This is a genomic window from Epilithonimonas mollis, assembly GCF_900142325.1.
Taxonomy (GTDB): Bacteria; Bacteroidota; Bacteroidia; order Flavobacteriales; family Weeksellaceae; genus Epilithonimonas; species Epilithonimonas mollis.
The window spans coordinates 387295-400823 of the sequence record NZ_FRAM01000003.1 but is presented as its reverse complement, the minus strand read 5'-3'; the positions used below and the strand labels follow the sequence as shown (position 1 = coordinate 400823).

6 protein-coding genes are annotated in these 13529 nt (G+C 37.2%); 3 read left to right on the top strand and 3 right to left on the bottom strand.

The genetic code is table 11. The annotated features are described in order from the left end of the window. Nucleotides 1-129: 129 nt before the first annotated feature. The 3 genes from tamL to BUA97_RS14060 all read right to left on the bottom strand — a co-directional run bounded on the left by tamL (nucleotide 130) and on the right by BUA97_RS14060 (nucleotide 9396). The gene (gene tamL / locus BUA97_RS14070) at nucleotides 130-2457 is read right to left on the bottom strand and encodes a translocation and assembly module lipoprotein TamL (RefSeq protein ID WP_072999343.1); all 2328 of its coding nucleotides are present in this window, start codon (nucleotides 2455-2457) and stop codon (nucleotides 130-132) included. Next, nucleotides 2457-7475 (bottom strand): translocation/assembly module TamB domain-containing protein, encoded by a 5019-nt coding sequence (locus BUA97_RS14065; RefSeq protein WP_084081347.1) that lies wholly within the window; start codon nucleotides 7473-7475, stop codon nucleotides 2457-2459. The genes tamL and BUA97_RS14065 overlap by 1 nt, the downstream gene beginning before the upstream one ends. Nucleotides 7476-7926: 451 nt before the next feature. Continuing rightward, the gene (locus BUA97_RS14060; protein ID WP_072999338.1) at nucleotides 7927-9396 is read right to left on the bottom strand and encodes a T9SS type A sorting domain-containing protein; all 1470 of its coding nucleotides are present in this window, start codon (nucleotides 9394-9396) and stop codon (nucleotides 7927-7929) included. 229 nt (nucleotides 9397-9625) lie between these two features. Between BUA97_RS14060 and BUA97_RS14055 the strand changes: the two genes are divergently transcribed. From BUA97_RS14055 to BUA97_RS14045, 3 genes are all read left to right on the top strand, one after another. Continuing rightward, nucleotides 9626-10888 (top strand): sensor histidine kinase, encoded by a 1263-nt coding sequence (locus tag BUA97_RS14055; protein WP_072999336.1) that lies wholly within the window; start codon nucleotides 9626-9628, stop codon nucleotides 10886-10888. A gap of 1 nt (nucleotide 10889) precedes the next feature. Next, nucleotides 10890-11510, top strand: a complete 621-nt coding sequence (locus BUA97_RS14050) for a response regulator transcription factor (RefSeq protein WP_072999334.1) — start codon at nucleotides 10890-10892, stop codon at nucleotides 11508-11510. 284 nt (nucleotides 11511-11794) lie between these two features. Beyond that, nucleotides 11795-13381 carry a DUF6377 domain-containing protein gene (locus BUA97_RS14045; RefSeq protein WP_139258330.1) on the top strand — a complete coding sequence of 529 codons (1587 nt, stop codon included), beginning with the start codon at nucleotides 11795-11797 and terminating at the stop codon, nucleotides 13379-13381. Nucleotides 13382-13529 lie beyond the last annotated feature (148 nt).

Sequence of the window (13529 nt, the reverse complement as noted above, 5' to 3'; positions counted from 1 at the left end):
CATAATAATTATTTTTTCAAATCATTTTTCAGTTTAGGCTGAAAAATGATTTTGTAACATAACATTGTTATAAAGATAATTACAGAGTACATCAATATGGGCGGTACTCAATTTTGCCTGTAATCCAATTTAAAACGGGTAACCGATGGCAATATTCAGAATAAGGTTGTCTCTTCTCCAGGAAGAGTCTCCAAAGTTAATCTTATTAAGAGCCCATCGGTCTCCTTTTTCATAATAAGGAATACGAAGCGGCATTGCCAGATCCAATCTTAAAATCAAAATAGAAAAATCCAGGCGCAACCCAATTCCTGCTCCTACAGCTATTTCACTCATAAAATCACTGGAAAATTTGGCGCCAGGTCTTTGAGGATCATCGTTTACCAGCCAAATATTACCGGCGTCAGCGAAAACAGCGACGTTCAGAAATTTGTAGAGATTGGCTCTGTACTCGGCATTCAGCTCCAGTTTTACATCTCCCGATTGATCAAAATAAAACCCTTCCTGAATAGTTCTCGGATCGAAACTTCCCGGCCCCAAAGTTCTTGCACGAAATGCACGGATGCTGTTACTACCACCGGAGAAAAACTGTTTGGAAAACGGAATGTTCTCAGAATTGCCATAAGGATAAGCTATTCCACCAATGAAACGCGTTGCAAGGGAGGTTTTTTCACCGAATTTATGGTAAAATCTGAAATCATTCTCGATCTTAGCATACTGGCTGAACGGCACGCTGAAAATAGATTTTTCCTTTCCTTCCTTCACATTGGCCCCGGAAAGAAGCCCTGTCAGATTCCCCGCCAGATCCAATGTTCCTTTATAATATATCGTATTGGATTTAGGAAGCATCGTATTGGTATAAGTATAGGAATAAGTAGGACCAAAAATCAATTGTCTTTGTACAACACGTCGTAGGGCATCACTGTTTTCAGAGATAGAGTTGTATAAAGGCGTCACATTAGCCGGCGTCACATAGGTGATGTCAAGCACTTTCAGATCGTGTTCCTTCCTCACATTTTCTTTCCAAAGATAGCCGAAAGAACCGGTAAATGTATTGAGCGTATAATATTCTGTACGGTTCTGAAATTCGTAACCTAATGAAATATTGGTTCTCGGAACAAAAGCACTTGAGGAGTCAAACCTGAAAGGCGCCACTATTCTCGGAATGGAAAGCTCCGCATTAGCTCCGGCCCGGAAAAGGTTTTTAGCATCTTTCGGACCACCCACCTGTACATCAAAAGCGCCATAAACGGAAGCTTTAAATTGCTCCGCTCCTCTGAAAAAATTTCTGTGCGTCCAGTTCAGGTTCACCTCACTTCCTGCATAGTTGGCAGAATTGGTTCGTCCCAGGGCTTCCAGCCTTAGTGACTGAATCTGTCGCGGTGTAAGAAGATAATAGGCATCAAATTTATGATTAACAGAATCAGAAACTACAAATTCATTTTTTACAAATTTGAAAACACCGAGATTAATCAGGCGGTTAAGCGTAAGATTATGATCTGCTCTGTTATAGAGATCACCCTTTTTAAAATACATAGCGCGGTCAAAAATCCTAGGTTTGAATTTTTGTTCGGGATCAATAATATAGATATCATCATGGCTGTATCTGGACAGTGAGTCACTGTTCATAGGAACAGTATATTTTCCGTCTTTTACATCTTTGATATTATAATTGGGGAATACTACCACTTTATCAATTGTGAATTGCTGTTTGGCAAGTTCTGGTGTGTTTTCTTTTAATTTGACATTGAGCTCAACCTGGTGGTTTTTACTCACCGTACTGTCTGCCTGCACGATGATATTGTCTGGATGGAAATAATAAAATCCTTTTTGTTTTAACTGATTATCAATACGTTCCCTCTCGGACTTTATCATGTCCAGATCGAATGGATCGCCGAGTTTCAGCAATGTTTTGTCTGTAAGCTTCAACATCTCTTCATTAATAAGTGTAGAATCTTTTTGAAACTTTACATTACTGATCCGATATTGATTTCCTGGTTTCAGGATGTAAATCACTTTTGCTTTTTTGTTTTTTGAAATGGTATCATACGTAGCCTGAGCATTAAAATAACCTTTATTCTCCGAATAATTAACAATAATATCTTTATTGAATTCCCGATCTACATCACCCAGCAAAACTGGTTTTTCCCCTAACTTATATTTCAGCCAGTAACTGAAACCTTTTTCTTTTTCCGGTTCTTTTGCAATATTATAAAAGAAAAGCTTGGGACGCAGCCCGATAAAACTGGAGTTCGGCTTGGGTGTAAGGCTGTTTTCCAGCTCAGACTTCAGGTTTTTTTTGTCTTTTTTGGAAATACTGTCATTTTCAATTTTCACTTCTGCGCCAGTATACAGCATTTCGCCTTCTTTCAGATATTTGGTATTGCTGCACGATATCGCAAAACTTATGCTTCCAAAAGTCAGAAATAGTCTGATATATTTAAGAGTTCTGATGTCCATTATTTGAATTCTACAGCTTTATTTTTCTGATTATTTTTTGATCTGTTCCTGGATTTCTGAAAAATCTCCCTGAATTTATCATAATCCAAGGTGATGATGAACCCAACTCCGGTTTCTACAATCTGTCCCTGAAGTGCCACCTGGTATTCGTTTTTACGGTATGCACGCAAGGTATATCTTCCGTCTCTGGAAAGGCTGTAGTCCACCGTCACATCACCGGCAATATTGGTCATGCTTTCATTTTGTCTGGCATCACCTTCCAATCCGAAATTACTTCCTACGGAAACTTTCAGACGGTCGTTCAGAAGTTTTTTACTGATGTCCACATTCAGGTCAGTTCTGGTATTTTTTGCTCCGGAAGAATAATCTTCTGAGGATTCCAGATCAAAATTAAGGTCTACGCCTTTTATCAGATCCGAAGCCAGATTATTGATTTGCTGGGAAAGAATCTTGCTCACACTCTGTCTTGCCATAGCTTCTGCAGAGAGACCTGCGCTGGATTCAAAAGGATTCTCGCCGATGAATCTGTTCAGAAGAAGCAAAGCAAAAACCTGTTTGTTCATTTCGGATTCCTGATTCCTGATCTGGGCTAATTTCTGATCTACAATATCCGTAACATTAGACGATACCGAATTGTTTTTTTCATCAGTGGTGATATCAAAACTGATTTCCGGTTTCAGGAGTTCACCTTTCATCTTCAGCAAGGTGTTGAAAGGAATTCTTTGTTTGAATTGGTTCAATGTTGCATTACTCTCGCCACTCAGCTGTTGCTCTACCAGATCTATTGGTGCGGTTTCCGTTTTATAGATTGCTGTAATGTCCATAATGGCTGTTGTAGGTTCTCCGGTCCAGGTAATCGTACTTCCTTTCTGAATATCAAACTTGCGTTTCAGAAGACTTACAGTCATCTCATAACTTCCGGATTCCACCTCGTACACACCGACTAGAGTAGTTTTTCCGGAAGGGTCAATTCCGCCAGTCAGTTCCGCTTCGCCTTGCAACTTTACGAAATCGCCATTAGCTTTATCTATTAAAAGAGAGAGTTTTGCTTCTTTGCTGAGTTCAATATTGACATTCACATCCATTCCTTTAATCTTGCTTGGTGCATTGAGCGAGTCTGCTGTAATGGTTTTATTCAATGTAATCTGATCCTGATCAATAAACTCTACGATGCCGTCTCTTTCCTGTAAAGATGGTGTAGATTGCGGCAGCACGAAAGTAAAATCCGTATTATCTGCCACAGACAGTCTTCCGTCCACTTTCGGCAGATCCAGATTACCACGTACTTTCAGAGCTGCGTCTATTGCCAGGATGCCGTACATCAGTGCATCATTGGACTTTTCAGAATTCACGACTTTAAAATCTTTGGCATCAATATCAAGATTGAATGCAAAATCTCTGTAGGTCTGAGTGAGAACTTGTCCGTCTATATTAAGGGAATTTCCGTCCTTGTCATTGATCTTAAAATTATCGAATTCGATCCCACGGTTTGTGAAGCCGATTTTGTCATTTATATTACGGAAATCACTGCCAGTCTGTGCAATCATTAAACCTATATTGTTCATCTTAACATCACCAAGTATCCTTGGCGAAGATGTGGTTCCTGCAATTTTCAGATCGCCGGAGATGTAGCCTTCTGTATTGGTAATTGCATTCATCGTAAAACCTTGAAGCGTTTTCATCTGAAGCTGATTCATTGCCAGATTCAAATCAAAACTGCTGGCTGTGGTATTATAATTACCGGCAATTTTCACATCATTCTCATTACCTGTAAGAGTGATATCCGCATTCAGGAGATTCGCTGACTGATTATTGACTTTAATGTCAAGATTCCCAACAGGACTTCCGAAAACAAATAAGTCTGTGACATCTACATCCGAAGTGAAGGTCATATTCTGAGTAAGATTTCTCAATTGTGCTGTTCCATTAATTGTTCCCTTAGCCAGAAGCGAATCTTTTTTGATGATCTCGGTAATGGTTTCTATTTTGAAATCCCTGATGGATACGTTGAGCGGGCTGTTCGGAGAACTGCTTTCAGATTGCAGGGAAATCTCTGCACCGGAATTGCTGAGCCTGAAATTGTCCGCTACGATTCCCTGGCTGAAAATCTGAATTTTATTATCCTCAGCCACATTCCAGTCCATATAATTAAGCTTAAGACCATTCGGATTGAGAGATATTTCCGTAATATCGTTCATCGATTTGGCGTTTCCGGCAATCAGGAATTGGGTCGCATCCTTTTCGTCCCTCGTCGTAATATTATAATTGATGATATTTTCCGCTATATCTCCATTGATATTAACCTTGTTCAACGCAAAACTTTCACTTTTAAGAGCGGCAACATCCAGATTATATTGTAAAGCGTGATTTTGATTGGTAATTTTCAGATTCGTATTTTCCAGAGTATTCGTTCCATAAAGAATCTGCGGAATCCTGGCATCCAATTCTATTAGCTGGGAATCGGCGTTATAATTTCCTGTAATGTTAATGGTTTCAAAACTTTTCAGTTCCGGGACAAATTTTCTGATCAGATCATCATTTTTAATAGTCGCATAGATTTCAAAATATTGCCCTGCATCTATTTTCTGAGTTTTTCCAGGTTTCTGAAACTGGTAATATTGATTAATCGTTTGTGACAAAGAGCCGAAAATCTGGGTCAGCTTATATTTCCCATTCAGTTCTGCATCAACGATCTGAGAATTGAATTTAATTAAAGTAGAATCTGCCGTAGATCTTGCATTGAGACTGATCTCCTGAACCGGATAGACTTCTTTGGTATCCGAAATAGCAAAATCTTTCAGATTGAGATAACCCTTAAGATTGTCAGGATCCAGGCTTGAAAAATCAGCGTCAATACTTCCTGCAAGAATCATTGGCGAACTGTAGAAACCGGTTTTGTTCAAGTCTAATTTATTGATTTTTCCATTGACTTTTACTGTCGGATTTTTATCATCATAAACTCCGGATGCAGCAATATGGAGATTGGCATTCGGATCGTTTGAATCCAGGTTTACCGCATATACACCACGATTGATATTACCTTTCAGAGCCATATTCTGATAGGTGTAATTTTTATAAGTCGCAGATTTCACATAGCCTGCAATCTGAGCCGACATGATTTTCGGGTCGAAGCTTTGTCCTTTTGCGTTAATCTGTGCTGTGATGCTGCCAAGATCCTTATTCTGAATGAATTTCCCTACTTTCAGATTTTGCAGATTGGCTTTCACATCAAAAGTTTCATTGTTTTTTCTTCGCATATCCAGCTTTGCGATAATTCCTGCATTCCCTAAAGTGGAGAAAAGATTGAGATTGGTATTGACAACCTTCGTAGTGCCCTTTGCAAAACCTTTGATGCTGAAATGTGTTGGCAAAGAAATATTAGAAGGGATCGTTCCTTTTGGAACCAGGTTAAAGATAGTATGACCTGATGATGCCAATTCACCGATTCTCAAATCATAATAAAGCTGATCGGGATTCATCGCATTTTTAATCCTTCCGGAAGCCGCAACGCGCAGCTGATCCAGACCGGATATTTTCAGATTTTTAATCAATAAGTCATTAACCAAACCTTCTACCTGGGCATTGACATTCAGAATGGCATTCGGATATTTATTAAACGGTGCCGTATTTTTTAAGGTCGGAACGAGATTCAAAATATCCGCAAAACCAATCTTAGAATTCCGGATATCTGCTGCAATTTTCACAGCTCCCGGATTGGCAAAAAGTTGTTCTATGGAATTGTAATTCAGAATAACCTCGTCCCTCAACACAGTTTTTGAAGTCTGGAGATATAGATTTTTAAGATAAGTTTCCTTTTTCCCGTACACGAAATCTGTATTGAACTTCTGGACATCAAGGCCTTTCTTTTCCTGGATTGCTGCAGATTTTACGCTACCTGCAAATGCTTTGTCCTCCATTTTGAAATTCCGGACATCCAGATTCATTTTTGCGAAATTAAGATGATTGAAATCCATTCCGGATTTTGTAGGAGCTGCTGCCGTATTATCGTAAGCCAATTTTACATCATCCAGAACCAATTTTCCAAGAAGTAGTTTCATTGCTTTTTCTTCTTTGGAATTTTTTGCTGGTTTTTCCTCGCTTTTTGAATTGGCATTATTGGCAGGCAGGAAAAGATTCGCATTGATATCAGCACCGGAAAGTAAGATATTATCCATATCATAAGAATTATGTTCCCAATCGATATTATTGACTTTCGTACTTAATTCGCGGAAGATGACTTTTGCAAAAGTTTTTGTATTATCATCGCCATAATCAATATCGAAATTAGTCAGTCTGATCCTGTTCAATCCCAGCTTCATTGGTTTTTTCTGATTCAGCGAATCTACTGTTTCTTCTACATTGGCAGCCACTTCCTCTATCAGATCCTGTTTCAGTTTCAGCTTCAGTCCGTCCAGGTCAATATTATTGACAGCGTAGGAATTATTTTGGAGATCAAATGTCCGGACCCTGGTATCAAGAGATTTGAAATACACTTTGATATCATTTCTGGACTGCTGGTCATTGAAAGTAATACCGATATCTTTGAGTTGGATTTTATCCAATGAGATAATGAACGGTTTCGAAGGTTTTTCCTCTTTTTCCGACGTTGCAAAAGCGTCCAGAATGTAATCGAAATTAAACTTTCCTTTAGAATCCCTCACAACATTTGCTCTCACACCTTCCAGATCTATGGATGTAAGATCAGCTTTCGACTTCATCAGCTGCCACATATCCAGTCCCACATCGAATTTTCTTACAGCCAGAAGCGTATCGATATGCTGACCGCGGAGATGAAGATTTTCCATCACAAGACTGTTCGGGAAAGCAATGTAAACGCGTTCCAGACTGACTTTTGTTTTGATTTTCCCCTCCAGGTAGACAATCAGTTTGTCCTTTACATAATTTTGAACCGCAGGAATCCGTAAGCTCAAAATTATCAATAAGATAAAAACAAAAATGCTGATAATTGTGATTAAAGTACGCCGAAGAATTTTACGCCAGTTGAGTTTCAATTTCAAAACGTTAGTTATTGAGTTACTGAATAGGATTATCAAATATCGTACAATATAGTAAAAATCATAAAAAATTATTAATCAAGATCTAATAAAATACGGCGCAAGATGATAACAATAAGGAATATTAAAATAGCATCAGGCAATTTCCAGATATTATAATTGCCATACAATCGTAATCAATTGGGGCAAGGTTCTAATATTCTTTGATCATTTCCATAAATGTAGACTGCTGGTAATAGAAAAATTTATCAAAAATAAGTAAAAGCCTTATCAGAAGCCGGCTAATTGCCAGGATTTTAAAATCTGAGTCGTTTTACACAACTGATTGAGCGGCATATTGGGCATCTATATTTGACAGCAAATATCAGAAAAGGCATAGTGTTATCTATGCCTTTTAATAATTAAAGAAAGTAGTGTGGAAAGATATTAAAGTATACTTTTGCTAATAAATAAATTATATCTTGATGAACTTAAAAGTCCCTGCAGAAGTAGTAATGTAGTAGATGCCATTGTTGTATTGCGATATATCAATTCTTAGTTTTTTATCTTTTGTCACACCTTTTACGATGATCTGGCCAGAAGCACTACGGATGACATAATCTGAAAGTGGAGTCATTAACTCTATATTAATATAATCTTTTGAAGGATTTGGAAAGATTCTGCTTTGATTGGTTTTTGTTGATTTGACATCAAGGATTTCGCTGAAATCATATCTTAAAAGGATCATCCGTTCAGATTCATATCCTGCTGCGAGTATTTTGCCGTCAGCTTGTTTTTCAATGATGGTTATTGTCTGATCATTATCCATATCTGTAATGATTTGACCTTCAGTTCCAATTGTACTATCAATTGTTCCACTGCTATCTGAGAATGTCAGACCGAAATCAAACCCGTTTTTAAACTTCTCTATGGCGCTCAAAGTTTTTCCATTGCCCAGAAATACAGACTGTATAGCAGTTTCATTTTTATCTGAGCTATTTGTAATATAAGCATATCCATTATTTCCATAACTGGTGTCTACTTGTCCATCAGGTTTATAACGCATTAGGAAAGCTCTCTTGTCTGTTCCGCCCATTGATCCGCTCAGGATGTAGTTTCCATTGTTATCAATCTTTAGATTTTTGATAATGATATTGGTTGACAGATTTATATTTTTTATTCCATTACTTCCAAAGCTTGTATCCATCTGTCCATTTGCAAGAATCTTAATCGTAGAGCCTTTGAAACCAGTTGTGATCGAGCCATTTTTGTCGATGTCTACCAGACTGAGATCGGAAATGATATTCTCAAATTTACAATAGCCAACGTTGTTGAAAGTCGTGTCAAATGTAAAGTCCTGATTTAAACGGACCACATAACTAAAAGGTTTTGCTGGTATTGTCGTTATTATAGGGAATCTATGCGTTGCTCCAGTAAGTACAATTTTGTTGTCTTCTGTTAAAATCATTCTTTGAGCAATGTCTATAATTCCGGAGTAGCTTGTTGAAAAATAAAAGAACTTCTCCCCATTTGTGCCTAATGTCGTATCCACGGTACCATTAGAATTAAACCTTTTAAAAATGGCAGAACCAGTTCTTTTAAGCACTAAGACGATTTTGTTGTCCTGTGTTTCATAGATCCCCATAACAGTTTCATTGCTTGGTGTATTTCCGCTCACTTTCCCATCTGTACCAAAACCTTCATCAACGCTTCCGTCTGCATTAAAACGATAAATGATGTGATTTGTATAAGTTGAATTAGGTCGTTTAAATTCACCAGCTAACAGTATTTTTCCATCGTTTTGCACCTTGATTGTCTTAGGAGTAAAGAGCGGTGTTGATACCATTCCATTATTACCGAAAGATGTATCCAAATAAGTTTTCTGGCAATTAAAATTCGAATATAATAGTATAAAAAAGAAATAATAAAATAATGATTTTTTCATATAATAAAATTTAATGGTTAATAATCAGATGCTCGGTTAATTCTTAAAGATGTATTTCAAAATTTCTAACAATTGTTTTATTTTGGGAATTAATTTATAGTCGTAATCTCATATCTTTATTTATTTTACAAATTTATTGCGAGAGTTGTCAACGAGTCAATCCTCCAAATTGGGTGAATTTCATACCGATTTGCTGATGCTGTAATGAATTATATTAATTTTACAAACAATGATCATAGAAAGACTTATTAACTGGTTTTTACCTTCGGGTGTGCGGGAAAGTAAAGACCATCCACGCTATCACGAACTGTTTACAATTGCCAGTACGATTTTTATGGGTACTGCAGCCACATGCATCTTCCCGATATTGTTGATCTGGTATGATATGGGCGAGTATCTTTGGATGTTCTACCTGAATGCTACAGGAAATCTAATAACCCTTTTTGGAATTAAATATACTGGTCATTATCGCTTTTTTAACATCGTATCCGGTATATTGACTTACTTTATCATTTATTACTGGCTCAAGGATTCGGGTCTGATTTATTCAACCAATATTTGCATTGTCCATATGTTTCTGCTCGGTGGTATACTTGCTGATAAGAAATGGGGTTGGCTGGCTATAATTAGCAATATCATTTATCTGAGTTTTATCTATTATCTTACAGTCAGCAATGAGGATTACAAAGTATTGAGCATGTTGCTAGGCAGCCCGTTATATGCACTTTTCATGCATTGCCTTATCACGGCATTTCTCGGTAGTTTTCTTGCCTATTCACTTTCCAGCAATGAGACAAGCCGGAAAAAAATAATTGCGCTCAGGGATCAGAAAATCAATCTTTTGGATGAGGCTGTCCGTCAGCGTACCGAGCAGCTTAACAGTATGCGCCAGAGTATAGCTGCGGATTTTCATGACCAAACCGGTAATATGCTGGCGGCCATTAACCGTCAGGCAACTGTCTTACAGCTTCGGTTCCAGGACAACCCCGAAATTTTACCTTTAATAGAAAGTATCATCACCAACAGTAATGGACTGTATGCATCAAGCAAAGATTTTCTTTGGAATCTCAATAACGACAGTGACAATCCCGGGACACTTTTCGAATATTTGAAGAGCTATGGTCAGAGCTTCTACAATCAGTTCGATGTGGATTTTTCGTCTTCTATTTCCGGAAAACATCAACATCTGCAGCAGCTGAATTCTTTTGCGGCTCTTAACCTCATATTCATATTCAAGGAAGTAATGAATAATGTGATCAAACACTCCGGTGCAACAGAGGTATTGATGGAGATGATTTATCATGAGGAGCTTGTGACGTATATACTCAGAGATAATGGTATCTGGAAAGATGCAGACGATGATGTCGAACATTATGGGCTAAAAAATATAGAGCGCAGGGCGGAAAGGTCGTCTTTTTTATATCAGCTCAAAAAGAGTGACCAGGGAACCAGTATTTCTATAGGACTTCCTGTTACGGTAAAATTATTGTAAAATGAAAAGAATTGTAATAATAGAAGACAACCGTGATATACGGAAAGGCTTTGCTGAAGTTATAAAGGCTTCGGGCAAGTATGAGCTGGTAAAAGATTATGATAATTGTGAGGAAGCACTTCGTTATCTTCAAAGAGACAGTCCGGATGTCGTTTTAATGGATATTGATTTACCCGGAATGAGCGGGATTGAAGGAACGTCCAGAATATTGAAACAAAATCAGCAGACGCTTGTTCTCATCATCACGGTGTATGAAGATAGTAACAAGGTTTTCCAGTCACTTTGTGCTGGTGCTTCGGGATATATTGTCAAAAATCTGGGGATGAAGGAATTATTGCATTCTATTGATGAGGCTTTAGCAGGCGGTGCCCCTATGAGCCTGAATATTGCGAGTATGGTTGTCAAGTCCTTCAAACTGTCTTCTGACTCGCCATTGAGCGAAAGGGAAACACAAGTTTTACAGGGAATAGCGCAAGGTAAAACCTATACTAAGATTGCTGCTGAGCTTTATATCAATAAGGAAACGGTGCGCAGCCATATCCGTAATATTTATCAGAAGCTGTCCGTTAACAGTAAAGCCGATGCTTTACGAGTAGCAGAAGATAAGCGGTGGATAGGGTGAAAAATAAATAAAGAGAAATGGAGATTTGAATGTAAAATTGCTTCACTTCTACTATTGAATAAGGTTGCTGTTTTTTCGGCTCTTATCTGATCAATAAATTATTTGGGATCACCATTTTTAATTCATCACATTCAAATTTATTTCAATCAAATTTATTTCAATCAAATTTATATCTGCAGAATATGGAATTCCAGTTTTTTATTCTTTATTTGTAGTAATAATTAAATTTTCAGAATGAAATGATTTTCCGCAATGCAATAAGTTCTTTCGTTTTATGTATAGTTTTGGCACTATGTATTTCTTGTCATGACACCCCAAAAATTAGTGATGCAGGCTTAGAAATCAAAAATCTCGACTCACTTATAATTGTCAAATCTGTCTTCCGTCAACAGAGAGAAATGTTGATTGTGGGATTGAAGGCCAAGCTTAAGAATGCAGGCTCCGATGTTAAACAAAGATATGGTATCAATGGAGACATTGCAGATAATTATTTCGGATACCAAAGCGATTCCGCTATTAACTATCTTCAAAAGAATCTTATGCTGGCTGATTCGACCCATAATAAAAACTGGCGTTATGAGACGTTGATCAAAAAAAGTAACCTGCTTAACTCTATCGGGCTTTTTACTGAATCCAAGATAATTCTCGACAGCATTGGAAAAGATGTTCCTCAACCTTTACTGTTTTCATATGATTCTACCGCAGAATCTCTTTATACAAACCTCTATGAATATAGTAAGAGCAATAAAATGTTTGCTAATGCCCATAAAATAAAACTGATGGAGTATTATCACAAAGGACTTGCCTCTTCAAAAGATCCTGTCTTCAGATATCTTTTCCAGTACAATATCAATAAGATGAATAATAAATGGAAGGAAGCTATATCCGATATCGATAAGTTTATAATATCTGTTCCTCCCAAAACCAGACTGAAGGCAATCGGATATTATTGTAAAGCCTTTGCCGAAGGTGAAATTGGAAACACGAATAATCAGAAAAAATATCTTGCACTATCATCGATCGAGGATATAGAATCTGCCACTACAGAGAATAGATCACTACAGGAACTTGCATTTCTATTATACAAGGAAGGCGATTACAATACTGCCTATCGCTTTCTTGAGTCTGCGATAGAGGACGCTAACTTTTATAATGCCCGTTTCAGAACTTTCCAGATCAGCCAGGTGCAGCCCATTATTGAAAAGGCTTACATGCTTCAGGTTAATAATACGAACAGAAAGTTGCAATTTTCTGTCTGGACAATCAGTATTATGTTAATTATTCTCGCTATGGTAACATACTTGGTGATACGCCAGTTAAAAATAATTGTAAAATCAAGGAAAGAAGTCAGGGCAGCGAATAGGGATCTTAATATACTGAACCTGAAACTGGATGAAGCCAATCATATCAAAGAAGAATATATTGGGTTTTTTATTAACCAGTGTTCAATTTATCTTGAAAAATTCGACCGATATAAACTCCTTATTTCAAGACGACTCTCTACAGGACAATTGGATAAACTTTCGGAAATGGTCAATAATAAGAAAAATACTGATATGGATCTTAATGAATTGTATCAAAATTTTGACCGCGCTTTCCTCAGGATCTATCCGAATTTTGTCGAAGAGGTCAATAAACTCTTAAAACCAAACGAGCAATATGATATAAAATTTGGAAGCCTGCATACAGAGCTACGCATCTTCGCTTTGATAAGGTTAGGAATAAATGATTCTGTTCAGATTTCTGACTTTTTAAGATACTCTTTGAGAACCATTTATAATTATCGAAGCAAAGTAAAAGCAAAATCGGTCATTGAAAATGATGATTTTGAAGCGAGAATAATGCAAATTGATTCCATTTCTTCTCACTAGTATTTACTTTTTATTATACCTGTTTATTTCATAAATAATTGATTATTAGTGTATTTTTTTTGTAAAACGTTCAGATTTGTTTACCTAAATGCCTGCAATGTTAATTGCAGGCACTTTTCATTCCATAAGCGAAATATATTAGCAATAA